General features: G+C 70.5%; 24 protein-coding genes. 3 read left to right on the plus strand and 21 right to left on the minus strand.

All coding sequences use genetic code 11. The features are described 5' to 3' along the window. Nucleotides 1-22: 22 nt before the first annotated feature. The 4 genes from IEY73_RS14815 to IEY73_RS14830 all read right to left on the minus strand — a co-directional run bounded on the left by IEY73_RS14815 (nt 23) and on the right by IEY73_RS14830 (nt 2,470). The gene (locus tag IEY73_RS14815) at nt 23-628 is read right to left on the minus strand and encodes a hypothetical protein (RefSeq protein WP_189079783.1); all 606 of its coding nucleotides are present in this window, start codon (nt 626-628) and stop codon (nt 23-25) included. Between the two features lie 44 nt (nt 629-672). Further along, nucleotides 673-1,062: an ACT domain-containing protein gene (locus IEY73_RS14820; RefSeq protein ID WP_189079784.1), complete on the minus strand. Its 390-nt coding sequence runs from the start codon at nt 1,060-1,062 to the stop codon at nt 673-675. 94 nt (nt 1,063-1,156) lie between these two features. Next, nucleotides 1,157-1,618 carry a PAS domain-containing protein gene (locus IEY73_RS14825; protein ID WP_189079785.1) on the minus strand — a complete coding sequence of 154 codons (462 nt, stop codon included), beginning with the start codon at nt 1,616-1,618 and terminating at the stop codon, nt 1,157-1,159. Nucleotides 1,619-1,732: 114 nt separating this feature from the next. Next, nucleotides 1,733-2,470 carry a hypothetical protein gene (locus tag IEY73_RS14830; protein WP_189079786.1) on the minus strand — a complete coding sequence of 246 codons (738 nt, stop codon included), beginning with the start codon at nt 2,468-2,470 and terminating at the stop codon, nt 1,733-1,735. Nucleotides 2,471-2,739: 269 nt separating this feature from the next. Here IEY73_RS14830 and IEY73_RS14835 point away from each other — a divergent pair, with 269 nt between their 5' ends. Further along, nucleotides 2,740-3,939, plus strand: coding sequence for an arginine deiminase (locus IEY73_RS14835; protein WP_189079787.1), 1,200 nt, complete (start codon nt 2,740-2,742; stop codon nt 3,937-3,939). Between the two features lie 36 nt (nt 3,940-3,975). Here IEY73_RS14835 and IEY73_RS14840 read toward each other — a convergent pair whose 3' ends face one another. The 9 genes from IEY73_RS14840 to IEY73_RS14880 all read right to left on the minus strand — a co-directional run bounded on the left by IEY73_RS14840 (nt 3,976) and on the right by IEY73_RS14880 (nt 12,401). Further along, nucleotides 3,976-4,860, minus strand: a complete 885-nt coding sequence (locus IEY73_RS14840; protein ID WP_189079788.1) for a DUF5926 family protein — start codon at nt 4,858-4,860, stop codon at nt 3,976-3,978. Between the two features lie 31 nt (nt 4,861-4,891). After that, on the minus strand, nt 4,892-6,094 hold the full coding sequence (locus IEY73_RS14845; RefSeq protein WP_189079789.1) for a sensor histidine kinase: 1,203 nt from the start codon (nt 6,092-6,094) through the stop codon (nt 4,892-4,894). An 85-nt stretch (nt 6,095-6,179) separates the two neighbouring features. Beyond that, nucleotides 6,180-6,977: a glycerophosphodiester phosphodiesterase gene (locus IEY73_RS14850; protein ID WP_189079790.1), complete on the minus strand. Its 798-nt coding sequence runs from the start codon at nt 6,975-6,977 to the stop codon at nt 6,180-6,182. Continuing rightward, nucleotides 6,974-7,309 (minus strand): rhodanese-like domain-containing protein, encoded by a 336-nt coding sequence (locus IEY73_RS14855; RefSeq protein WP_189079791.1) that lies wholly within the window; start codon nt 7,307-7,309, stop codon nt 6,974-6,976. Before IEY73_RS14855 ends, IEY73_RS14850 begins: the two co-directional genes overlap by 4 nt. Nucleotides 7,310-7,336: 27 nt before the next feature. Then, a complete protein-coding gene (locus IEY73_RS14860; RefSeq protein ID WP_189079792.1) occupies nt 7,337-8,608 on the minus strand; it encodes an LCP family protein in 1,272 nt (423 codons plus the stop codon). Between the two features lie 72 nt (nt 8,609-8,680). Beyond that, complete coding sequence (locus IEY73_RS14865) at nt 8,681-9,664, minus strand: NAD-dependent epimerase/dehydratase family protein (RefSeq protein ID WP_189079793.1); 984 nt, start codon at nt 9,662-9,664, stop codon at nt 8,681-8,683. Nucleotides 9,665-9,767: 103 nt separating this feature from the next. Beyond that, on the minus strand, nt 9,768-11,444 hold the full coding sequence (locus IEY73_RS14870; RefSeq protein ID WP_189079794.1) for a monocarboxylic acid transporter: 1,677 nt from the start codon (nt 11,442-11,444) through the stop codon (nt 9,768-9,770). Next, a complete protein-coding gene (locus tag IEY73_RS14875; protein WP_189079795.1) occupies nt 11,444-11,776 on the minus strand; it encodes a DUF485 domain-containing protein in 333 nt (110 codons plus the stop codon). The genes IEY73_RS14870 and IEY73_RS14875 overlap by 1 nt, the downstream gene beginning before the upstream one ends. Nucleotides 11,777-11,882: 106 nt before the next feature. Continuing rightward, nucleotides 11,883-12,401 carry a flavin reductase family protein gene (locus tag IEY73_RS14880; protein WP_229715841.1) on the minus strand — a complete coding sequence of 173 codons (519 nt, stop codon included), beginning with the start codon at nt 12,399-12,401 and terminating at the stop codon, nt 11,883-11,885. A gap of 157 nt (nt 12,402-12,558) precedes the next feature. Between IEY73_RS14880 and IEY73_RS14885 the strand changes: the two genes are divergently transcribed. After that, nucleotides 12,559-12,807 (plus strand): hypothetical protein, encoded by a 249-nt coding sequence (locus IEY73_RS14885; protein WP_189079797.1) that lies wholly within the window; start codon nt 12,559-12,561, stop codon nt 12,805-12,807. Here the strand turns inward: IEY73_RS14885 and IEY73_RS14890 are convergent, their stop codons facing one another. The 8 genes from IEY73_RS14890 to IEY73_RS14925 all read right to left on the minus strand — a co-directional run bounded on the left by IEY73_RS14890 (nt 12,808) and on the right by IEY73_RS14925 (nt 21,992). Next, nucleotides 12,808-14,400 carry an ABC transporter permease gene (locus IEY73_RS14890; RefSeq protein ID WP_189079798.1) on the minus strand — a complete coding sequence of 531 codons (1,593 nt, stop codon included), beginning with the start codon at nt 14,398-14,400 and terminating at the stop codon, nt 12,808-12,810. Beyond that, a complete protein-coding gene (locus IEY73_RS14895; RefSeq protein ID WP_189079799.1) occupies nt 14,391-15,170 on the minus strand; it encodes an ABC transporter ATP-binding protein in 780 nt (259 codons plus the stop codon). Before IEY73_RS14895 ends, IEY73_RS14890 begins: the two co-directional genes overlap by 10 nt. Nucleotides 15,171-15,231: 61 nt before the next feature. Next, on the minus strand, nt 15,232-16,866 hold the full coding sequence (locus tag IEY73_RS14900) for a sodium/solute symporter (protein ID WP_189079800.1): 1,635 nt from the start codon (nt 16,864-16,866) through the stop codon (nt 15,232-15,234). A 34-nt stretch (nt 16,867-16,900) separates the two neighbouring features. After that, entirely contained in the window at nt 16,901-17,275 is a 375-nt protein-coding gene (locus IEY73_RS14905; RefSeq protein WP_189079801.1) for a DUF485 domain-containing protein, read from the minus strand. A gap of 114 nt (nt 17,276-17,389) precedes the next feature. Continuing rightward, nucleotides 17,390-18,130 carry a LytR/AlgR family response regulator transcription factor gene (locus IEY73_RS14910; protein WP_189079802.1) on the minus strand — a complete coding sequence of 247 codons (741 nt, stop codon included), beginning with the start codon at nt 18,128-18,130 and terminating at the stop codon, nt 17,390-17,392. After that, complete coding sequence (locus IEY73_RS14915) at nt 18,127-19,320, minus strand: sensor histidine kinase (RefSeq protein WP_189079803.1); 1,194 nt, start codon at nt 19,318-19,320, stop codon at nt 18,127-18,129. Before IEY73_RS14915 ends, IEY73_RS14910 begins: the two co-directional genes overlap by 4 nt. Nucleotides 19,321-19,373: 53 nt before the next feature. Next, nucleotides 19,374-20,954: a sugar transferase gene (locus IEY73_RS14920; RefSeq protein ID WP_189079804.1), complete on the minus strand. Its 1,581-nt coding sequence runs from the start codon at nt 20,952-20,954 to the stop codon at nt 19,374-19,376. A gap of 177 nt (nt 20,955-21,131) precedes the next feature. After that, nucleotides 21,132-21,992, minus strand: a complete 861-nt coding sequence (locus IEY73_RS14925) for an Fpg/Nei family DNA glycosylase (RefSeq protein ID WP_189079805.1) — start codon at nt 21,990-21,992, stop codon at nt 21,132-21,134. A gap of 65 nt (nt 21,993-22,057) precedes the next feature. Here IEY73_RS14925 and IEY73_RS14930 point away from each other — a divergent pair, with 65 nt between their 5' ends. Next, nucleotides 22,058-23,233, plus strand: a complete 1,176-nt coding sequence (locus tag IEY73_RS14930; protein ID WP_189079806.1) for a glycosyltransferase family 4 protein — start codon at nt 22,058-22,060, stop codon at nt 23,231-23,233. Nucleotides 23,234-23,262: the final 29 nt, after the last annotated feature.

The raw sequence follows: 23,262 nt of genomic DNA on the forward strand, positions 1-23,262 counted from the left end.
GTCGGAGGTGGGCGGTGCTGCGTCAGAAGCCGCAGGCGAGGACCCGGATGCCCGGCGGTGCCTGCTTCTCCACCTGGTCCACGCAGACGTCGCCTCCGGCGGCCACCACGGTGGGCGTGGCGGGCTTGCCGGTCGTCACCACTTGCAGCGGATCGATGTCCTGGCCGACGAGTCCGACCTCGGTGAACTGCCATGAACCCGCGCAGAACGGCCCGTTGACCACGTCGAGCTGCGCATCCGACGGGATGCCTGGCTGACCCTTCAGGGCGGACAGCACCCGTTGTTTGCTGGGCCCGGCGGTGCAGGTGCCGGCGGGCTTGGGGGTGGGCGTCGCCGACGTGGTGGGCACGGTGGCCTGCGGCTGCGTGGTCGCGGTAGGCGGCGTCGGGTACGTCACCGCGCCGCCCGGATAGCTCGGCGGCCCGACCGGAATGCCGGGTGCCGTGGGCACCACGGGCCACGACGGTGGCGGCACGGCACCGGAGGGGATGTTCGCGCTGCCCGACGCCTCGGGCGGCGCGGTGGGGTCCGGGGCGGGTGGCGTGCCGCACGCCGCGAGGAACGCGGCGAGGGTCACCGCGCCGACGATCATGGGGGCGCGCATCGGGCGCGGCCAAGCGGGAGACACGCGCTCATCCTAGGCCCCGGCCGGGGTGATGTGAGTCGATGGAGTCAGCGCGCGATGCGATGCCCGGCGGCGGTCAACGTGTCCATCGCCTCGGTCAGGCGCACGCTGGGCACCAACAGATAGTCGGTGTCGAAGGTGGAGAACGTCACGATGTTGACCCGGGCGTCCGCGAGCGGTCCCACCAGTGACGCCAGCACCCCGGTCATGGCGAGGTCCAGCGGCCCGATCACGCGGAGGCAGCGCCATGGGGTTTCGGCGGTCGCGCCCTCCGGCACCTGGTCGGCGGGGCAGATGATCGACGTCTCGTCGGGCGCCCAGGTCACCGACACCACGCTCGCATCGTCGACGGCCGCGCCGAGCGAGGGAGGAAGCGCCGTTCCGGCGGGGAGCCGGCACACGGCATACTCCTGGGTCAGCAGGTCGAGATCGAGCATGACCGCAGCGTACGTTCTTGATCGACTATGGCCCAATCCCCCGCCGCTGCGGTAATCACCACACCACGGAATGCTAAAGTCGCAGCCCCGGTCGTCACCGCACCGCGGACAGGAACGTCAACGAGGCCCTCACTCGACCGGCATCGATGAGCGGGGTGGCGATGGCGTCCACCGTGACCGGGGCGCCGGAGCCGTCGGTCTGCACGCGCATCAGACCGCGTGCCAGGCGCTCGCTGCGGATGGCGAGTAACGGCGGGATCTTTTCCACTTCGGGGATGTCCAGCTCGCTGCCGCCCTTGGTGAAATCGATCAGACGGAGGACACCGCCGATCAAAGGCTGCCCGAGGACGTCCTCCGGTCGGCCCAGCCCGAGCAGTTCGCTGCCGGATGGCGACACCGCGATGATCCTCATGCCGGCGTCGATGATCAGGCAAGCTTCCTGGGCTTCGGTCACGCTCTCCATCCAGCGCCGCAGGGCGGGGACGAACTCCACCTCAGCCGGCGTGCGCGCCTGCGGCACGAATGCTCCCGAGAGCGAGAGCTCGACGTGTGCCACTAGCACCTCCCTCGTCGTCCGTGCCGTTCAGGAATACGCGCGGCCCGAGCGAGGGGTTCAACCTCGCCGGGCCGGACGCGTACAGTCGGACGGCAAACGGTCACCGAAGGAACGTTACCGGCGGGTCGCGCGCTTGTCAGCGGCCGTTTGTCCGTTGCCGTACCACCGGTAGTCACTACCCGGACGGTAGGGCGCGTTCATCCAGGTCGCGGGGTGCTCGGCCACCGCGGACAGCTTCCTGGCCGTGGCCGGGGAGATGCGGGCGCCACCGGCGATCAGCAGGCGATCGAGTTCCCGGTGCGTCGCCACGAGGCATTCCTTCGGCAGGCCGTGCACGCTGATCACGCCGGAGCCGACGAAGGCGAGCACCGGGGTGACCGGGACGGTCAGCCCGACCGCTGTGGACATCGCGCGCGCGGCACGCTTGGCGTCGCGGCGGGCCTCCGTCACGTACGCGGGGCGCTTGCCGTTGATCTGCACGACGTCACCGGCGATCAGCACCCGGGAGCGGCCATGGTCGGCGACCGTCACGGCGTAGACGCCGCCGGGGCCGATGGCCAGGAAGCCGGCTCGATCGTCGGTGAGATCGGGCTCGTGGTGGGCCATGTCATCGGTGCGTGGCCAGTCGACGATGTGCCAGGCGGGGCCGAGCCGGTCGAGTCGGGTCAGCGCGCGTGCGCCGGCCGCCTCCAGGCGGCGTGCGTCACGCTCGGCGCGTCGACGGCGGGCCCAGCCCATCGGGTTGGAACGGCTCGGCTCCAGCTCCGCGGGTCGTGCAGGCAGTCGACGGTCGACAGGTTCCAGTGCTTGGGAGGGGGCAGACTCGGACGAGCGAGCGGGGAAGACAGTCATGAGCTTATGACCTCCGGCAAAAGGTCTGTGGCTTTCTTACCACTACGTTAAGTGTTGGACCCCCTACAGAGGCAACACCAACCGGCGCATGAAGACGGAGTGAAGGGGGATGAATGCCGTATTCATCCACTTCCTCTTCTTGCGGATGGCGCATGTGCTGTTGTGCCCCCCGACTCTCACAGGTCTCGTCCGCACCAAGTTAGCCTGACCTTACCGAGACTGCACGCCGTGCAGGTGATCTCTGCGAAAAGTCACAGTACGCTCGCCGCGTGGCGCATTACGTCGACAGCGAAGTCAGCCGGCTCACCACGGTGATGCTGCATCGTCCCGGACCGGAGCTTGCCCGGTTGACCCCCCGCAACAACGACTCCCTGCTCTTCGACGGCATCCCGTGGGTGGGCCGTGCGCAGGAGGAGCATGACGGCTTCGCCGCCGCCCTGCGGGAACGCGGCGTCGAGGTGCTCTATCTCGGCGATTTGCTGACCGAGACGCTCGCCGTCGCCTCGGCCCGCGCGGACCTCATCGACGACGCGGTCAACAGTCCCCGCCTGGGTGACGCCCTGCGCACCAGCGTGCGGTCCTACCTTGAGGATCAGGATCCACAACACCTGGCCACGGTGCTGATGGCCGGTCTGGCGCACGAGGAGGTGAAGCCGGATCCGGGCGGCCTGGTGTACCGGATGATGGACACGCACGACTTCGTCATCGATCCACTGCCGAATCTGCTCTTCACCCGCGACTCCTCGGTGTGGATCCGGGATCGGGTGGCGGTGACCAGCCTCGCCATGCCCGCCCGCAGCCGGGAGACCGCGCTCACCCGAGCGATCTACCGGCATCACCCACGCTTCGCCGGCACCGAGTTGATCTACTCCCCCGCCCTGGAGAACGTGGAGGGTGGCGACGTCTTGTTGCTCGCGCCCGGCGTGTTGGCCATCGGCGTCGGTGAGCGCACCACCCCGGCCGGCGCCGAACGCCTGGCCCGCCGGGTCTTCGCCGACGACCTGGCGCACACCGTGCTGGCGGTGCCGATCGCTCAGGAACGCGCCACCATGCACCTGGACACCGTGTGCACCATGGTCGACGTGGACGCGGTGGTGATGTACCCGAACGTGGCCGACTCGCTGCAGGCCTTCACCGTCACGGCCGGCCCGGACCGGCGTCCCCAGGTCGCCGGGCCCACCCCGTTCCTGGCCGCCGCGGCGGACGCGATGGGCATCGAACGGCTCCGCATCATCGACACCGGACTCGATCCGGTGACCGCCGAGCGGGAGCAGTGGGACGACGGCAACAACACCCTCGCCCTGGCGCCCCGGCTGTGCGTGGCCTACGAACGCAACGTGGAGACCAACGCCCAGTTGGAGCGGGCCGGCATCGAGGTGATCGCGATAGGCGGCTCGGAACTCGGCTCCGGGCGGGGCGGCCCGCGCTGCATGTCGTGCCCCATCGAACGGGTGTCCGCCGGAGCGTGAGTGACCGGCCGACGCCTCGTGCGGGGCTCGGCGGCGTCAGCGCAGCGTGAGCTGCCGGCCGATGAGCCCCTGCTTGGCGCGCCGCGCCGCACTGTCCAGCGGCGTGGTGTCGGCCAGCGTGTCCGCGTACCGTTTGGCGAAATCGGCCAGCGGAGCCTCCCAGTCCGACGCCTCCGGTGCCCGGGGCACGTCCCACACCGGCACCAGCAGGCCGTGTGCCCGGAACATGCCGGCGAACCGGGTGTCGTCGCCGAGTCGCAGATCGCCGGCGGCGGACAGCCGGGCCAGCGCGGCGAGGGCGGTGTCCTCCGGCTCGGCGAGCACCCAGCGCACGTGTGACTTCTCCGGCACCCGGCACCAGTACGCCGCGTGGGCGGCCGACATGCGCACGGTCGGATAGATCGAGGCGTTCGCCCGTTCCAGCGATGCGCTCACGTTCGGGTCGCCAGCCTGCTCGGCGTCCAGCCAGTACCCGAAGTCCTCGTGCACCGTGACGTCCAGCGGGCCGTCGTCGAGCACGTCCTGCAACCGTGGTCCGGGACCGGCCAGGGCGGGCACCGCCACCGTGTCGCCGGGCTCGGTGCCCAGCGCCGCCAGGATCGCCGCGGCGAGGTCTCGGGAGACGTCGCCGGACTGCACATGCCGCTGGAGGCCGACGAACGCCGTGCCGTCCTGGCGGACCATCGCGGGCAACGCCATCGGCAGCACCGTGGAGAGCACGATCTCGCGGTCGCCGTGCTCGGCGGCCACCTCCGGCTTGACGCGCAGCGGCGCGGAGGCCGCGGGCACCAGCTCGCGCAACGCGATCCACTGTGCCTCGTCCGCCAGGCCCTCGAAGGGCCGTGCGACGTAGATGTCGCGGATCTTCTCGCGCTTCGGCGCGGTGGCGGACGTACGCGGGCTCTTCCGGCGCTTGCTCATGGCGCATCAGCCTACTGGCATGGCACCGGCTTCAGCCGCGCGGCAGGCGCACCACGGCGACCGTGCCGCCGCCTTCTCGCGGGCGCAACGACACCCAGCCGTTCTGCCGTTCCACGATCCTCCGCACCAGGTAAAGCCCCAGCCCGGCGCCCGGGTGCAGTCGACGGTCGCCCGCCTCCGCCTGCCAGTAACGCTCGAAGACGCGCTCCACGTGTTCCGGCCGCACGCCGATGCCCCGATCGCAGACCCGGAACGTCACGGTGTGCTCGTCCGCCTCGGCGTGCACCTCCACGTCGGTGTCGGCCGGGGAGTATTTCGCGGCGTTGGTGGCCAGCTCGGTCAGGATGGTGGCCAGCGAATCGCGATTCCCGTACGCCTTGGGCAGCTCGCCCGGCAGCCCGTCGAGCATCATCCGGCGGCGCAGGTCCGCGGGCAGCTCGTCGACTGCCGCGCGGAGCGCCTCGACGAGATCGAACGGGCCGGACGGCGTGCCGCCCACCTCGCCGTCGTCGCTTGTCGCCGAGAGCAACCGGTCGACCAGGCGAGCCAGTTCCGCGGCGCGGGCGCCGATGATGCGCACCGCTTCCTGGCGACCGCCCTCGCCGAGCGAGTCCCAGTGGTTGGTGAGCGTGTCCGCGTATCCCTTGATCACGGTGACCGGGGTGCGTAGCTCGTGGCTGGTGACCGCCACCCAGAGGTCGCGGTTCTCCTGCCGCCGCGCCTGCTCGCGCGCGTCGCCGTGCACCGGGAGGCCGTCCCGGATGCCGTAGAGGCGCCCGACGTAGGCCGCGAGCAGTTCCAGCACCGAGTGGTGCGTGGCCGACGGCTCGCCGTCCTCGGGCGCGAAGTAGACGTGCAGCGAGCCGACGATGGCGCCGGACCAGTCGCAGCGGGCACCGAGGATGCGGTGCATCGCGCCGCCGCCATCGAGGTGGCTGGCGTACTCGTCGTTGAGGGAGTCAAGCGGGATCAGCAGGGTGCGCTCGGCGTGCAGTCGCGCGTCCGCGCGTTCCACCCGCCGGCCCAGCGCCGGTGCGCAGGCGCCGGACGCGGCGATCACGCGGCCCTGGCCGGGGCTGTATTCGGCGAAGCCAGCACCACGGCCGCCGAGCGCTTCCTGCGCCAGCCGGACGATCTGTCCCAGCACCGGCAGGCCCGACTCGCCGGCGTTCAGCCGGTCGAGGATCGCGATCTGACCCTGAGTCAGCGCGGTGTAGTCGGGATGCTCCGGCATGTCTGCGAGTCTGCCTCGATTCGGAGATTTTCGGCAGACCGGCCGGCATGGATCTTGGGTGTGGTTAACGAGTCCGTGACAGACATCACATTTTAGTAATGCGATCCATGACGTAGCGCGGCCGGTCCGTGATCACCCCGTCCACCCCCAACTCCAGCACCAGATCCAGGTCACGCCCGTCGTTGACGGTCCACACGTAGATCTGATGACCCGCGCCCCGCAAACTGCGGATCAGCCCCGGTCGCGCCCGGCTCAGGCCGATGCTCGGGCCGCCGATGCGGGCACCGAACGGCAGCTTGCCGCGGCCCACCCCGGGCGGCGGAATCTCCAACAGGTAGACCGTCGGCAGGGCGGGCGCCAGGGCCCGGATGCGGCGCAGGGCCAGCGCCGAGAACGACATCACGGTCACCGCGACGCCGACCTCCGGGGCCGGATCGGTGAGCCCGTGACGGCGCAGCAGGTCCACCAGGCGGCGCTCCACCTCGGCGCCGTAGCGCGACGGGTGCTTGGTCTCGATCAGCAGCCGCACCGGACGCCCGATCTCGCGCAGCGACTCCAACAACCGGTCCAGGGTGAGCAGCCGGGTGAGGTCGGGGTCGGGCGGCTCGTCCGGCGGCGGCTCGGACGCACCCGGATGCCACGAGCCGAAGTCCAGCTCGTCCAGCTCCGCCAGCGTCTTGGCGCTGACCAGGCCACGGCCGTTGCTGGTGCGGTCCAGCCGCCGGTCGTGCACGCACACCAGATGCCCGTCACGGGTCAGGCGTACGTCGCACTCCAGCCCGTCCGCACCGTCCGCGATCGCTCGCAGGTAGGCCGCGAGCGTGTGCTCCGGCAGGGCGTCGGCACCGCCACGATGGGCGAAGACCAGCGGATTCGGGTTCACAGCACCCGGGCCGGTTGCCCGTTCTCGCTGACCATGTCCCGGCCGGCCGCCGCCCAGGCCTGCATCCCACCGCTCAGGTTGCGCACGTTGTCCCACCCGTTGCCGCGCAGGTAGGACGTGACCTGGCCGGAACGCCCGCCGGAGCGGCACACGACGACCACCTCCGAGTCGGCCGGCACCTCCGCCATCCGGGCCGGCACCTCCATCATCGGCACGTGGTGGGCGCCGGGCGCATGGCCGGCCTCCCACTCGTCCGGCTCGCGCACGTCGAGCAGATAGGCGCCGACCTCGACCTCACCGGCGGACACGTGGGGAACTTCGGATCCGAACACGCCCTCCAGCGTAAAGGCCCGTGCCGGTCATCCGCCGGACTGGCCGGACGACGCGGCGTCGTTCGCCGCGATCCACTCGCTCATCTTGTCCGCCGCCATCGCCTGATAGAGCGCGAGCGCCTTCTCCCGGTCGGAGACCACCACGCTCTGCCCGTCGATGTTCTGACTGCCGACGTTCGGGCTGGTGAGGAACGTCAGGTTCGACGAACGCAGGTTGCGGAACTGGACCGCCATGTCGGTCAGCGAGAAGTCCTGGTCGACGGTGACCGCGGCGGTCACCGACTTGAGGAAGTCGTTGAGCTTGCCGGGGTTGGACAGCGTGCCGGTGCTCGCAGCCTTGTCCATCACGGCCTTGAGGAAGTCCTGCTGGTGCTGCATGCGGGCGAAGTCGCCGCGCGGGAACTGCTTGCGCTGCCGGATCCAGTCCAGTGCCTGCGCGCCGTTCATGTGCATGGTGCCCTTGTGGAAGACGCGGTGCGGCTTGTGAATCGACGTGATGGTCTGCTCGACCTTCAGGTCCACGCCGCCGAGGGCGTCGACGACCTCGCGGAAGCCGCCGAAGTCGATCGCCGCCACATGATCGATGTGCACGTCGGTCACGCACTCCACGGTGTGCACCGCGCGGGGCAGGCCACCGAACGCGAAGGCCGCGTTGATCTTCGCGCGGCGCGCCGAGTCGCAAGGCGCGTCGTTCGCCGTCGGGATGGGCACCCACAGGTCCCGCGGGATCGAGACCAGTTGGGCGGACTGGTGATCGGCCGGGATGTGCATGAGGATCAGGGTGTCCGCGCGCCAGGCGTTCTGCGCGTCCTTGGCGGCGTCCGGGTCGCGCGAGTCGCTGCCCACCAGCAGGACGTTCAGCGTGCCGTCCACCTCCTTGGCGGGCCGGCCACCGGTGATCTCGGAGAACGCGTCGGTGCGCTTCAGATCGTCGTCCAGGTTGGAGGCGTATCCGTACAGCGAGATCGCGGCGATCATCCCGATGATGATCACGGCGATGCCGGACACCAGGGCGATCCGGCCCCACCGCGGCTTCGGCTTTCCCCGGTACGGGCGGCCGGGACCGCCACCGTAGCCACCGCCGCCGGGACCGCCGCCACGGGGCGGCACCGACCCGGACCCGGAGGCGCGCGGCGGCCGGCCGTCGGAGGGGTACCGGTCTCCCACGCCCGCCCGCCCGGAGGGGCGGCTAGGCGCGGCGGCGCGGCCCCCGGCGCGGGGCACCGAGGCGCGGCCCCCGGATCCGGGCACCGAGGCACGACCGGACGAATTGCCATAGGGCGACGTGGGCGCAGACATGATCCCAGGTTACGTACACCTGGTCCGACAAATGGGGTAACCGTCGGGGTACGGCACGAAGTGGGGAGGCAATTACTTTGAGTAGCCGAGTGAAGGCTGGTCGGCCGCGAAGTACTCGATCGTCCGGCGCAGCCCCTCCTCCGGGCCGACCTGCGGCTCGTAGCCCAGCCGGGCACGCGCCAGCGTCAGATCGGGGCGGCGGCGCTCCGGATCGTCCGCGCCGCGCTCGACCAGCTCGACGGCGGAGGCGCTGCCGGATAGCCGGACGATCGTCTCGGCCAGCGCGAGCATCGTCATCTCGTGCTCGGTGCCGCAGTTGATCGGCCCGGACTCGGTGGAGTCCAGCAGCAGCAGGATGCCGCGCACCAGATCGTCGACATAGGTGATGGACCGGGTCTGCGCGCCGGTGCCGTGCACGGTGACCGGCGCGCCGCGCAGCGCCTGGGTGATGAAGGTGGGGATGGCCCGACCATCGTCCGGGCGCATCCGTGGCCCGTACGTATTGAAGATCCGGACGATCGCGGTGTCCAAGCCGTGCAGGCGGTGGTAGGCCATCACCGCCGCCTCCGAGAAGCGCTTCGCCTCGTCGTACACCGCGCGGACGCCGACCGGGTTGACGTTGCCCCAGTAGGTCTCCGGCTGGGGATGCACCAGCGGGTCGCCGTAGACCTCCGAGGTGGAGGCCATCAGGAAGCGCGCGGCGTCGGTGACCGCCCGGTCCAGCAGCGCCAGGGTGCCCACCGAACCGACCTTGAGGATCTCGGTGGGCAGCTTGGCGAAGTCGGTGGGGCTGGCCGGCGAGGCCATGTGCAGGATCGCGTCGAACCGGCCGGGCAGGCTCGGCAGGCCCGCGGTGATGTCCGCCTCGATGAGCGTGAAGCGCGGGTTTCCGGCGAGATGCGCGACGTTGCTGCGCGAGCCGGTCACGAAGTTGTCCAGGGCGACGACCTCGCACCCCCGGGCGAGGAGCGCGTCGACGGTGTGCGACGGAACGAAGCCGGCTCCTCCGCTGACCAGAATCCGATGCCCGGCGCCGTATCGCTGCGTCACTGCCATGCCGGTGACTCTACGCAAAGACCGCCGTCGTGCCGGGGATGACCCCAGGGGGCGCCGTCCGCATGGTGTGCGAGCGGCGCCCCGCCGTGACGGACCACGGGTATCAGTGCGCCCCGTGCCCGGTGAGCGCACGCACCTCCAGTTCCGCGTACTTGTCGGCGTCGCTCTCCTTCGAGATCACCGTGCCGATCCAGCCGCACAGGAAGCCGACCGGAATGGAGATGATGCCCGGGTTGGACAGCGGGAACCAGTGCCAGTCGTGGTCGGGGAACATGGCGGTGGCGGAACCGGACACGACCGGCGAGAAGAACACCAGGAAGACCGCGGCGAACAAGCCACCGTAGATCGCCCAGAGCGCGCCGGAGGTGTTGAAACGCCGCCAGAACAGGCTGTACAGGATGGCGGGCAGGTTCGCCGACGCGGCCACCGCGAACGCCAGCGCCACCAGGAACGCCACGTTCAGGCTCTGCGCGAAGATCGACAAGGCGATGGCGATCGCGCCGATGATCAGGGCGGCGATGCGGGCGACCCGCACCTCGTCCCGTTCCGGTGCGGCGCCGCGACGCACCACGTTGGCATAGAAGTCGTGCGCCACGCTCGACGACGAGGCCAAGGTCAGCCCGGCGACCACCGCGAGGATGGTGGCGAAGGCGACCGCCGCGATGACCGCCAGCAGCACCGCCCCTCCGGTGTCGCCGCCGAGATAGTCGATGCCCAACGCCTGCGCCAGTTGTGGCGCGGCGGTGTTGCCCGCCTTGTCCTGGGCGGTGATCTCGTCGCCGCCCACCAGGGCCGCCGCGCCGAAGCCGAGGGCGAGCGTGAACAGGTAGAAGGTGCCGATGATGCCGATCGCCCAGAGCACGCTCTTGCGGGCGATGCGCGCGGTGGGCACGGTGTAGAACCGGGTCAGGATGTGCGGCAGGCCCGCGGTGCCGAGCACCAGGGCGATGCCCAGCGACAGCAGGTCCATCTTGGAATAGAACGTCTCCGCCGCGTCCGCGGTCTCCTTGCCGTACCGCAGACCGGGTTGCAGGAAGGCGTCGCCCTTGCCGGATTGCTGGGCGGCGTCGCCGAGCAGTGACGACAGATTGAACTTGTAGTGTGCGAGCACCAGGATGGTCATCAGCAGGGCGCCGGTCATCAGCAGGAACGCCTTGGTGATCTGGACATAGGTGGTGCCCTTCATGCCACCCACCGTGACATAGATGATCATCAGTGCGCCGACCATGATGATCGTGACGACCTTGGCGGTGTCCGCGTTCATGCCCAGGAACGTGGTGTCCGCGTTGATGCCCAGCAGCAGGCTCACCAGGGCGCCGGCGCCGACCATCTGGGCGATCAGGTAGAACACGGACACCACGATGGTGGACACCGAGGCGGCCGTGCGCACCGGTCGCTGGCGCATCCGGAACGCCAGCACGTCGGCCATCGTGAACCGGCCGGAGTTGCGCAGGAACTCGGCCACCAGCAGCAGCGCCACCAGCCACGCGACCAGGAAGCCGATCGAGTAGAGGAAACCGTCGTAACCGTACAGCGCGATCAGGCCGGCGATGCCGAGAAAGGACGCGGCGGACATGTAGTCGCCGCCGATCGCCATGCCGTTCTGGAAACCGGAGAACGTCCGGCCGCCGGCGTAGAAGTCGGTCGCCGTCCGGGTCTGCCGACTGGCCCAGACGGTGATCGCCAGGGTGATCGCCACGAACACCAGGAAGAGCACGATCGTCAGGGTGCGCGAGGTGGAGGTGCTGGCCTCCGCGGCCAGCACGGTGTGCGGCTCCATCACTTCACCTCGTCGGTCATCAGGTCGTCGTAGATCCGCTCGGCGGCCGGGTCGAACCGACGGGCGGCGAACCGCGCGTAGTACCAAGCGATGAGGAACGTCGACACGAACTGCAGCAGGCCGAACAGCAGCGCGACGTTGATGTTGCCGACCAGCTTGGCCGACATGAATCCGCGGGCGTACGCGGACAGCAGCACATAGAGCAGGTACCAGAGGAAGAACGCGACGGTCATCGGGAAGACGAAGCCGCGCAGCATTTTGCGCAGCCCGGCGAACTCATCGGAACGCTGGACGGCGAGATATCTCTCGGCGGGTGTGGTTTCGGTCGACACGGTTCACCACCTTCATCGGGGGCGGTCTTTCCGGCACCGTACGAAGTGGTAGGTCAACACCGAGGCCGCCGGTCACCGGCTGCGCCGAGCGGTGGATTGAGTGCGCTCAGTGGCGATAGCGCCCGCGGTAGTAGAGCAGCGGCGACGGGTCAGCGCCGAGGGTCATGGTCTCGATGACGCCTTCGGCGAGGATCGCCCACCCGCATGCTCGCCGATCGACCAGCCGGCACCCCGCCCAGGTGTGCGCGTCCCGCGGCACCGGTCCGTACGCCGTGTCGCTCCAGTCACCCTCGGCGAACAGGCCGCCCGGAGCGGGCAGCAGCCCGGCGAACCGATCGGCGGTCTGCTCGTCGCCGGGGCTCAGCGGTGTCACGGCGAACGCCCCGGATGCGGAGGCGGCGTCCCAGAAGTCGCTCTCCTCGTCGATCAGGCCCAGCACCCGGCCCGGTTCCCCGTCGGCGACAAGCATCGAGGAGACGGTGAGCCCGGCCGGGCCGGCGGTGGTCCAGAGCGTGACCGGAGCGGCGAGCCGGCCGCGCAGGCGACGGACCGCGGATTTGTCCGCTTCGGGGGTGGCGAAGGGATCGCTGGCGTGGATGCGGGCGCCGGGCTCGATGGGGTGCACGGATTCATTCTTCCCCGCTTGCGTTCTTGGCACGCGGGGTGTCTTCCCCCGTCCCGCCTGGGCAGGCATGCTGCCGATACCGAATTCCTACCGCGCGGCATGTTTGCCACGCACCGTGCCCGCGCGGGCAGGACCGGCTCGCCCGGGAGGAGGACGCATGGACGAGACGTGGCCGCAACCCGGTGAGATCCTGAAGGTCGGCGCGTCTGCCAGCGTCCAGTTCGCGGGCAACCGCGGGCTGCGGTTCCGCGTCATCCGCATCGACGCCGGACTCACCGCACACACCTATGCGGGCTGGCTCTGGCTGGAGGGATACGTGCTGGACCGGCACGGGCACGCGAGGCAGCGGCGGCTCATCTTCGTTCGGCGCGCCGGCCTGCTCCGGTTGGCTGCCGTGCACCGCTGATCAGCGATTGGGCGTGACCGCGGTCAGCACCTCGGGCATTCGGCGGTCCAGCATCGCCCCGGCCAGCGTGGATCCCGCCCAGAAGGCGGCGGCCCCATAGGCCACGCCGACCGGCAGGCCCAGGACCAACCACACGTCGCCCACCAGGAAATCGGCCAACTGCAACGGGAGCGCACCGACGAACGCGACGACCATCGCGCCCAGCGTCATCAGCCCCTTCGCCATGCCGGCGCCGGAGGAGGTGGCGAACGGATTCGTGGTGTCCGGCAGCGCGTAAGCGCCACGCACCGAGATCGGCAGGGCCACGGCAAGCCCCAGCCCGTACGCGGCGAGCAGCGAGCCCAGCAATGCGGCCGTCCGAGCCTGCTCGCCGGTGATCAGGCTGCCCAGCACGGCTACCACGATCAGCAGCGGGATCACATAGACGGACAATCCGGCCGCCCGCGTCCGCAGCTCCACCCGTCCGGGCACGCCGGCGACGATGTGCGAGGCATAGGCGGCGCCCTCGTAACCGAACTGGTTCGCCAGGCTGATCGCGGCCACCACCCCGACGAACGGCAGCATCGTCACCGCTCCGTTGCCGCTGGACAGCACTATCGGCAGGAAGACGCCGAGCACGGCGAACGTGATCAGGCTGGCTCGCCGGCGGGTGCCCCGCCACCAGTACCGGATCTCCCGCGAGATCAACGCGCCGGACCGGTTCCGCGGCAGCGCGCCGACCAGCAACTGCTCCACCATCGGGCGGGACTGCCCGGCCGTCCGGCCGCGACCGCCGGACACGGCCAGCCCGAGCATGGCCTTCTCCAGGCTGGACGCCCACCACCAGAGCAGCAGGCCGAGCGAGGCCAGGGCGATCACCAGCTTCACCGGCACGGCCCAGGCGCGGCCGTCGACGACGTCCGGGCCCATCGAAAACGCCGCACCCAGCGGCGTCCAGGCGACCACGTCGGCCAGCCGTGCGACGCGATCCCAGTCCGCGCGCTGCGCACCTGCGGCAAGCGCCACCTGCAGCGGCCCGATCATCGCGGCCAGCAGCGCGAACAGCACGGTGGCCATGTCACGCGCCCGGCGCGAGCGCAACGCGGTGGCGAACGCGCTGGTCACCGCGCGGCTCGCGGCAACGCACAGGAACAAGCCCAGCAGCACGCCGAGCATCTGCGTCGCCGCGGCCGGCACGCCTCCGAGTAGCGCCGCCGCGTGCACCATGCCGGCCGTGGCGAGCAGCATGGCCACCGCCGGCACGCCGGTCAGCGCGGCGGCGAACAGCCCGCGCACCAGCACCCGGCGCGGCAGCGGCAACAGCGCGAAACGGGACGGGTCCAGCGACTCGTCGACGCCGAAGAACACCAGCGGCAGCAGCAACCAGCCCAGCACCAACGCGCCGCCGCCGAGGGTGAACAGCGTCGCGGCGGCGCGCGGGTCGTCGAGGAAACCGGGCAACGCGAAGATCAGGTAACCGGCGATCGCGAGGAACAATGCGACGAGCACCCCGAGCACGAAGAGCAGCACGCGGCCGGTGCGCCCGCGCAGACCACCGGCGGTGACGCGCAGCTTGAGCCGGATGAACGTGCCGGGACCGGCGTTCACAGCCATGCCAGCTCGGAGCCGGTGGCGGTGCGCCCGCCGACCACCGAGACGAAGACGTGCTCCAGCGAGTCCTCGCCGCGCACCTCGGCGAGCGTCCCGCTGCGCCGGATCGCCCCCTCGGCCATGATCGCGACGTGGCTGCACAGGCGCTCCACGACCTCCATCACGTGACTGGAGAAGATCACCGTGCCGCCACCGGACACGTACCGCTGCAGGATGTCCCGGATCAGCGAGGCGGACACCGGGTCGACCGCCTCGAACGGCTCGTCCAAGACCAGCAGCCGCGGGCCGTGCAGCAGCGCGCACGCCAGGCCGATCTTCTTCTTCATGCCGGCCGAGTAGTCCACCACCAGGGTGCGGTTGTCGGTGCCCAGCGCGAGCACGTCGAGCAGTTCGGCGGCCCGCTGATCGACCACCCTGGGATCCATGCCGCGCAGCAGCCCGTGATAGGCCAGCAGCTCGCCCCCGCTGAGCCGGTCGAACAGCCGGGCGCCGTCCGGCAGCACCCCGATCAGGCTCTTGGCCCGCACCGGGTCCCGCCACACGTCATGCCCGAGGACGCGGATGTCGCCGCCGTCCGGTCGCAGCAGGCCGACCGCCATGGACAGCGTGGTCGTCTTGCCCGCGCCGTTGGGGCCGAGCAGCCCGAAGAACGAGCCGGCCGGCACGTCAAGATCCACCCCGGCGACGGCGGTCTTAGCCTCGAAACGCTTCACCAGGCCACGCAGTGCCATGGCCGGTACGGGCTCGGGGCCGCGTTGTTCGGGAACGGTCATGCCCCGAAACTAGACCCTGTGTGCTAGCCGGGCCACCCTGTCTCCTCGCGAACGCCGCAGGTCAGAGGCGCAATGACTCGGGTGCGTGCAGGCGCATCATGGTCGCTCCGATGTCCCGTGGCACCCGCCGCCCGGTGCACAGCGAACCGGCGATCATCACCGCGAAGGCGAGCGGCACGGTCCAGGCGGCCGGTTGCTCGATCGCCTGACCGGTCCATCCGGGCAGGTCCGGCCCGAGCACGGTGACCAGCACCGCGGCCATCGCGGCGCCGCCACCGGCCAGCACGCCGGCGGCGGCGCCGACGTCGGTCAGCCGCCGCCACCAGATGCCCAGCACCAGCAGCGGGCAGAAGCTGGACGCGGCGACCGCGAACGCCAGGCCCACCACCTGCGAGATGTCCATGTCCGAGACGAACAGGGCGAGCGTGGTCGGGAGCACCGCGGCCAGCACCGTCGCGATCCGGAAGTCGCGCACCGAACCGCCACGGTCGGCACCCATCATGTCGGTGAACACCACGCCCGCGACGCTGGTGAGCAGCCCCGACGAGGTGGACAGGAACGCGGCGAGCGCGCCCGCGGTGACCAGCGCACCGAGGAGTTGACCGAGGTGGCCGCCGCCGAGTATCGCCTCCGGCAGCAGCAGCACCACCGCGTCGGTCCGTCCCGTCATCAATAGCTGCGGGGTGTAGATCCGGCCGAGGACCCCGTACAGGGTGGGCAACAGATAGAACAGCCCCACCAGGCCGAGCACGACCAGGGTGGTGCGCCGTGCCGACGTACCGTCCGGATTGGTGTAGAAGCGGACCAGCACGTGCGGAAGGCCCATGGTGCCCAGGAACGTGGCGAGGATCAGCGAATACGTCGCGAACAGGCTGCCGTCGCCGCCGGGACGCAGCCAGTCCGCTCCGCGCCGGTCCTCGGTGGTGCTGACCACCGGCACCGGATCGCCGGCCGCGAAGCTGAGCCGGTCACCGCGGTGCACCGAGACGGTTCCGGCCGCGGTGCTGATCGTGGCGTCCTGCCGGATCTGCACCGTGGTGGCGGCCGGGAAAGTGGGGCCGGTCGGGGGCGTCACCGCCGGGCGCCCATCCGCCTGCCACTGCAACACCAGAAAGATCACCGGTACGGCCAGAGCGGTGAGCTTCAGCCAATATTGGAACGCCTGCACGAACGTGATGGCCCGCATGCCGCCGAGCGCCACGTTCGCCGTCACGACCAGCGCGACAAGCAGCGCGCCCCAGGCGTACGAGCCGCCGGTGAGGGTGCCGAAGGTGAGGCCGGCGCCCTGCAGTTGCGGCACCAGATAGAGGCAGCCGATGAAGACCACGAAGACGGTGGCGAGCCGGCGCAGGAACGGCGACCGCAGCCGGACCTGGCAGAAGTCGGGCAACGTGAAGGCGCCCGAGCGGCGTAATGGCGCGGCCACGAAGAGCAACAGAGCGAGGTAACCCGCGGCGAACCCGACCGGGTACCACAGCACGTCGACGCCGTACCGCAGGATCAGGCCGGCGATGCCGAGGAACGAGGCGGCGGACAGGTACTCGCCGCTGATCGCCGCGGCGTTCCAGGCGGGACTGATGGCACGGGACGCGACCAGGAAGTCCGAGGTGGTCCGGGCGAAGCGCAGCCCGTACGCGCCGATCCCGACCGTGACCAGCACGACCACGATCAGGCTGGGGAGCAGGTAGGGGTTCACCGGCACCGCGCCGGCCGGTCGGCCGAGGCCGCGATCATGGGCCCGGCCGCCGGACCACGGACAGGAAGTCCTGCTCGTTGCGTTCCGCCCAGCGTACGTACGCCCATCCGACGGCCACCAGGAACGGGAAGGCGAGCACTCCGAGGAGTAGCCACGGGAGATTGACGCCGAGAACGGTGACGGCGCCGACGGCCGGCGCCACGGCGAACAGCAACGGCAGCGCGCCCAGCCCGGTCACGACTACCAGCGCCAGCCGCAGGGCCAGCGCGAGTTGTGCGCGCACCAGGCCCTTGACCAGCGCCTCGCCGATGGCGGTCTGGGCGGTCAGCTCGGCGCGGGTGCGGTCCGGGGCGGGGCGCCGGGTGGCGACCTCGCCGAGCACAATGCGGGTACGCCGAGGCGACTCCATGCGGGCAGTGTGATCGCGGCGACGTCCCGATTCAAGGGAAAGGCAGACCGTCCGCACTCCACCCTGTGGATAACTCTGTGGATGGAGGAAATGTTCTGTGGATAACGCTGTGGATCAGCGCGTCCAATCGTTCTTCGCCGAGCGAATCAGCTTGTCTTTGAGCTCGCGGGTGTGCCGTCGACTCACCGGCAACTCGGCGCCGTCCACCGCGACCACGTAACCGGAACCGGTCAGTCGCAACTCCGTGATCAGCCGCAACTGCACCAGGTACGAACGGTGGATGCGGACAAACCCGGCGTTCCCCCACCGTTCTGCCAGGGTGGCCAGGGAGACACGGACCAGGTGGGACGCGTCCGCCGTGTGCAGGCGGGCATAGTCCCCCTGCGCCTCCACCCAGCGCACCGACGATCGGGGCAGCATCCGGGTGTTCCCGGCCAGTTCCACCGGAATGGCCGGCTCGTCCTGGGCGGCAATCGGTGCGGTCGCCGCCGGGACTCGGCCCGCGACCCGGCGCAACGACTCGGCCAGCCGCTGCGCCCGCACCGGCTTGCGGACATAGTCCGTGGCGCCCAGGTCAAAAGCGTCCACCGCACCGTCGTCGTAGGCGGTCACGAACACGATGGCAGGCGGATGCGCGAACCGCCGCAGCACGCGTGCCAACTCCATGCCGTCCAAGCCCGGCATCCGTACGTCCAGAAAGACCGCGTCCACCTCGGCGTCGCGCAACACCCGCAGCGCTTCGGTGGCGTCGCCGGCCCGGTGCACATGTGCCACCCGGCCGTCCGCGTCCAACAGGTACGCCAACTCGTCCAGCGCCGGGGGCTCGTCGTCCACGGCCAGCACGACCAGGTTCATGGGTGCACCCCCGGGTGAAACTTCGGCACCCGCATGCTCACCTTCGTCCCGGCGTCCGGTGCGGTCTCCACCACCAGGCCGAAATGGTCGCCGAACACCGAGCGCAACCTCTCGTCCACATTGGATAGGCCGACATGCTGGCCGTCATCGGTCTCCGGACGATCCGGGGCGAACACGGCCGGATCCATCCCCACACCGTCGTCCTCGACCGTGATGTGGCACTCGGCGCCGGCATCACGTGCTTCGATGCTCACCATACCGACGCCGGGCTTGCGCGACAGGCCGTGCCGGACCGCGTTCTCCACCAGCGGCTGCAGGCACAGGAAGGGCAGCCCGACCGGCAGCACCTCGGGCGCGATCTGCAGGCGCACCTGCAACCGGTCACCGAACCGGGCACGTTCGATGGTCAGATAGCGGTCGATCGACCGCAGCTCCTCGGCCAGCGTGGTGAACTCGCCGTGCGCCCGGAACGAGTAGCGGGTGAACTCGGCGAACTCCAGGATCAGCTCCCGGGCGCGCTCCGGATCCGTGCGGACGAAGGACGCGATCGCGGTCAGCGCGTTGTAGATGAAATGCGGGCTGATCTGCGCCCGCAGGGCCCGCACCTCGGCGCGGGCCAGCCGCTCGCGGGAGGACTCCAACTCGGCCAGCGCCAACTGGGCACCCGCCCATCGGGCCACCTCCAACGTCGCCTGCACCAGGCCCGGCGCCGGATGGTCGTCGATCGTCGCCGCCATCGCCGCGCTCGCCTGCCCGTCCGGTTTCGCCAGCGGCGCCACCACCGCGCCGCGGACCGCGCAGTCCACCCGGTCACACGGCAGCTCGGCCGCCGTCAGCACGATGCAACGCCCGCTCTTGAGAGCGCGCCGGGCGGCCGCAGCGAGCTGATCGCCATGGTGGCTGCCGCGGCCGTCGAAGGCCAGGCACCGGTGGTCGTCGGCGATGCTCAGCCCGGTCGCGCCGACAAGCGTGCGCAGATGCCGGGCGGCCTTGCCAGCCGTGGCCGCGTCCAGCCCGCCACGCAGCGGCTCGGCCGCCAGCCCGGCGGTGTGCAGCACCTCGTACGTGGCTCGCTGCATCGCGGTGGCGATGCCCCGGCGCGAGCGCAGCCGCAGCACCGCGATCACCGCGCCGGACAGCGCCGCAACCGCCAGTACCACCGCGCCGGCGGTCTGCACCCCACTGCTCACGCGCTGATCCTGGCCGCTTCGTCCGCGCCCGCCAAGACCGGAGGCGATACGCCCTAATACGCGCCCTTGCGCCGTAGCACGACTCCGATGGTGCGCCAGAGGATCGCCAGGTCGTACGTCAGGGACCAGTTGTCGACGTAGTAGAGGTCCAAGCGCACGGCCTCGTCCCAGGACAGGTCGGAGCGGCCGGAGACCTGCCACAGGCCGGTGATGCCCGGCCGCACCAACAGTCGCCTGCGGACGTCGCCCAGGTAGTCGCCGTCGTCGGCGGGCAGCGGGCGCGGGCCGACGAGCGACATCTCGCCCTTCAACACGTTGATGAGCTGCGGCAGCTCATCCAGGGAGGTGGCCCTCAGTTTCCCGCCGAAGGTGAAGATCCGAGGGTCCTGCTTCATCTTGAAGAGCATCCCGTCGGATTCGTTCAGCTCCTCCAGGGTGGCCTTGCGCTCCTCCGCGTCCACATACATGGTCCGGAACTTCCAGACCCGGAACGTCTTCCCCTCGTGACCGACCCGCGGCTGCCGGAAGAACACCGGACCGGGATCGGACATCCGGATCCCGATCGCCACGGCCAGCAGGACCGGGCTCAGCATCAGCAAGCCCAGGCCGGCGGCCATCCGGTCCATCAGGTTCTTCGCCAGCCAGCCGGGCCCGGACAGGGTGGGTTCCTCGACGTGCAGCAGAGGCAGGCCCTCGATCGGCCGGATGTGCACGCGTGGGCCGGCGATGTCGGTTAGCTGCGGCGCCACCACCAGGTCGACGCCGGTGCCTTCGAGCTGCCACGCCAGCCGGCGCAACTCGCCGGGCTCCGCGCTGGCCGAGCCACACACGGCGATGGTGTCCGCGGCCACCTCGCGGACCAGTTGCAGGACATCCCGGCCGGCGAAGACCGGGACCGGTGTCTCGATGCCACGGGCGGCCGCGTAGCCGTCGGTGATGTGGATGGCGACCGGGATCAGTCCGGCGGCCGGGCTGCGGGTGACCGCGGTGTAGACCTCCAGGGCCTCCGGCAACGTGCCGACCAGGATCATCCGGTGCGCCCCGTGGCCGGTGCGCTTCCGGGCGATGTGCAGCACCTGCCGGGCGAAATAGCGGCAGATCAGGATGAACAGCAAGCCGCTGAGCGAGACGACGGCCACCGTGCCACGCGACAGCGAGGTCACCGTGGCGAACGCGAGCAGCGAGACGCCCGCCACCACGAAGACCGACGCGCGTACGACCCGTTTGAACTCCTCGCTGCCCAGCCCCAGATAGCGGCGGTCGTAGCTGCCGTTGGCCCATAGCGTGATCAGCCAGCCGAGCGGCAGCACGATGTAGGCGAAGAAGAAGAACAGCGACTCGCCGTGCAGGAAGAACAGCGACCGCTCGCGGAAGCCGGACTGCGCCTTCTCCAGGAAGGTCGCGCCGATCCAGCTCGCCAGCAGCGTGGAGCACAGGTCGAGGAAGATCAGGACCAACGTGTACGGCCGGTGCCACCGGGACAGACGACGGCGTTGCCGTGTCCATGCCGACCGGGGAACGCCATTGGTCGGGTGTGGGTCTTGCTGCCACTCGAAGCTGTCGTACGGCACCCGGCTGCGCTTGGTCCCCGGACGGTGGAGGCTGGTGGCCACCTCGCTGACGTCCTCCCGCATCACGAACCCCCGTGGACCATTACGCACCGCCACGGTCGGTGCGGGCCGACGTCGCCGCCGACCCTGCCCCCATCGCAGCGAAGCGTGGGACCGAGCCACTATACCGATGTATCGCACGAGAAGAAGCGGACGTTGCACACGATCTCGCGCAAATACGCTGTGTGATCGGCCGGGTGGTCAGCGGATCAGCTTCGACAGTCGGCGATCGGCGAGCGGTTTGCCGCCGGTCTGACAGGTGGGACAGTACTGCAGGCTTTTGTCGGCAAACGCGACCTCGCGCACGGTATCGCCGCAGACCGGACAGGGCAGGCCGGTGCGCGCATGCACCCGCAGCCCGGCACGCTTCTCCCCCTTGAGCTCGGCGGCCCGCTGCCCCACCGAGCGTGCCACGGCATCCTGCTCCACCCGGCGCATGGCCTCGTACAGCGTGGTGATCTGCTCGTCGGTGAGCCGGCCGGTGAGGGTGAACGGCGACATCTTGGCGGTGTGCAGGATCTCATCGGAGTACGCGTTGCCGATCCCGGCCAGCACCTCCTGATCGGTCAGCACACCCTTCACCTGGCCGTTGCGGCTGCGCAGGCGCGTGGCGAACTCGTCGCGGTCCACGGCGAGCGCGTCCGGGCCGAGCCGCGACACGCCGGGCACCTCAGCCGGGTCGCGGACGAGGTAGGCGGCCAGCGACTTCTGGGTGCCCGCCTCGGTCAGGTCAAACCCAGAACCGTCGTCCAGCCGCACCCGCACGGCGATCGGACCGCTGCCCGGCTTGAGCGGCGCCGCCGACTTGAACGCGTCGCGATAGTGCAGCCAGCCCGCGCGGGCAAGGTGCACGACCAGGTGCAGTTCGTCGCCGAAGCACACGTCGAGGTATTTGCCGTGCCGCCCGGCGCCGGTCAGCGGCAGGCCGGTGACCGCGGTCGGCGGCGGGTCGAACGTCTTCAAGGCGCTGAACGAGGACACCTCGAAGCGCTGGACGAGACGGCCGACCGCGCGCTCGCGCAGGTAGGCGGCGAGCGCCTCGACCTCGGGGAGTTCGGGCACGACGTCAACGGTAGCCCCTCCGGGCACTCGCGCGGCGATTCGCGTACGGCCTAGGCTCACCCGGTGTGAAGGTCGTGATCGCGCACAATCGTTACCGGGAAGCCATCCCGTCCGGCGAGAACGTCATCGTGGACACCGAGATCGCGCAACTGCGCGAGGCCGGCGTCGAAGTGCTGCCGTTCATGCGCAGCTCGGACTCGATCGGCGAGCTGCCCGCCGCGCAGAAGGCCCTGTTGCCGCTGGCTCCGGTGTACGGCCGCGCCGCCCAGCAGGACCTGTCCCGGCTGCTCGCGAAGCACCGGCCGGACGTCCTGCACCTGCACAACCCGTACCCGCTGTTGTCGCCCTGGGTGATCCGGACCGCGCACGCACACGGTGTGCCCGTGGTGCAGACCGTGCACAACTTCCGTCAGGTCTGCGCGTCCGGCCTGTACTTCCGGGACGGGCACAACTGCTTCGAGTGCCGGGGCAAGGCGATCGGCTGGCCGGCGGTGGCGCACCGCTGCTACCGGGGTTCCGCGGCGCAGAGCGCCCTGATGGCCACCACGCTCGCGGTGCACCGGCCGACCTGGCGATCGGTGGACCGGTTCGTCGCGCTGACCGACCGCATCGCGGAGCACCTGTGCGACTACGGCATCCCGGCGGATCGGATCGTGGTCAAGCCCAACGGCCTGCCCGACCCGGGAGAGCCGGCACCGCTCGGCGACGGTTTCCTGTACGCCGCACGACTCTCCCCCGAGAAGGGCCTCGGACTGTTGCTGGAGGCGTGGCGGGCGCATCCCGAGGGCTCGCTCGGGCAACTGCGCATCGCCGGTGACGGCGAGTTGCGGCCGCTGGCCGAGCAGGCGGCCGCCGAGCGGGCCGACGTCACGTACCTCGGCGTGCTGGACCGCGCCGCAATGGCCGCCGCCCGCCGCGCCTGCGCCGTGATGATCGCCGTGCCGACCTGGAGTGATGTGCTCCCCACGGTGGTCCTGGAGGCGATGTCCGAGGGCCGCCCGACGCTCGGCACCGCGGTCGGCGGCATCCCGTACCTGCTGGGCGACGAGGCCGGCTGGCCGGTCGCACCGGAACCGGCCGCGCTGGCCGAGGCGTTGCCGAAGGCCCGGGACCAGGCCGCCGCGACGGCCCCCCGGGCGCGCCGGCGATATGTCCGACTGTTCCATCCGGATGTCCTGGTCAAGCGCCTTATCCAGCTCTACATCTCGCTCTCAGGTAATTCACATCACCTGGCCAGGTAGATCTTGATCGAAATGGGGGATGCTGTGCC

The sequence above is a fragment of the Mangrovihabitans endophyticus genome (assembly GCF_014646155.1).
Classification (GTDB): Bacteria; Actinomycetota; Actinomycetes; order Mycobacteriales; family Micromonosporaceae; genus Actinoplanes; species Actinoplanes endophyticus.

What these genes read in the sequence shown, in the direction of transcription:
- IEY73_RS14870 (WP_189079794.1), bottom strand. Translation starts at nt 11,444, where the DNA reads ATGGAGCCGCACACCGTGCTGGCCGCGGAGGCCAGCACCTCCACCTCG.
- IEY73_RS14865 (WP_189079793.1), bottom strand. Translation starts at nt 9,664, where the DNA reads ATGGCAGTGACGCAGCGATACGGCGCCGGGCATCGGATTCTGGTCAGC.
- IEY73_RS14885 (WP_189079797.1), top strand. Translation starts at nt 12,559, where the DNA reads ATGGACGAGACGTGGCCGCAACCCGGTGAGATCCTGAAGGTCGGCGCG.
- IEY73_RS14920 (WP_189079804.1), bottom strand. Translation starts at nt 20,954, where the DNA reads ATGCGGGAGGACGTCAGCGAGGTGGCCACCAGCCTCCACCGTCCGGGG.
- IEY73_RS14860 (WP_189079792.1), bottom strand. Translation starts at nt 8,608, where the DNA reads ATGTCTGCGCCCACGTCGCCCTATGGCAATTCGTCCGGTCGTGCCTCG.
- IEY73_RS14905 (WP_189079801.1), bottom strand. Translation starts at nt 17,275, where the DNA reads ATGGAGTCGCCTCGGCGTACCCGCATTGTGCTCGGCGAGGTCGCCACC.
- IEY73_RS14890 (WP_189079798.1), bottom strand. Translation starts at nt 14,400, where the DNA reads ATGGCTGTGAACGCCGGTCCCGGCACGTTCATCCGGCTCAAGCTGCGC.
- IEY73_RS14820 (WP_189079784.1), bottom strand. Translation starts at nt 1,062, where the DNA reads ATGCTCGATCTCGACCTGCTGACCCAGGAGTATGCCGTGTGCCGGCTC.
- IEY73_RS14830 (WP_189079786.1), bottom strand. Translation starts at nt 2,470, where the DNA reads ATGACTGTCTTCCCCGCTCGCTCGTCCGAGTCTGCCCCCTCCCAAGCA.
- IEY73_RS14895 (WP_189079799.1), bottom strand. Translation starts at nt 15,170, where the DNA reads ATGACCGTTCCCGAACAACGCGGCCCCGAGCCCGTACCGGCCATGGCA.
- IEY73_RS14845 (WP_189079789.1), bottom strand. Translation starts at nt 6,094, where the DNA reads ATGCCGGAGCATCCCGACTACACCGCGCTGACTCAGGGTCAGATCGCG.
- IEY73_RS14910 (WP_189079802.1), bottom strand. Translation starts at nt 18,130, where the DNA reads ATGAACCTGGTCGTGCTGGCCGTGGACGACGAGCCCCCGGCGCTGGAC.
- IEY73_RS14840 (WP_189079788.1), bottom strand. Translation starts at nt 4,860, where the DNA reads ATGAGCAAGCGCCGGAAGAGCCCGCGTACGTCCGCCACCGCGCCGAAG.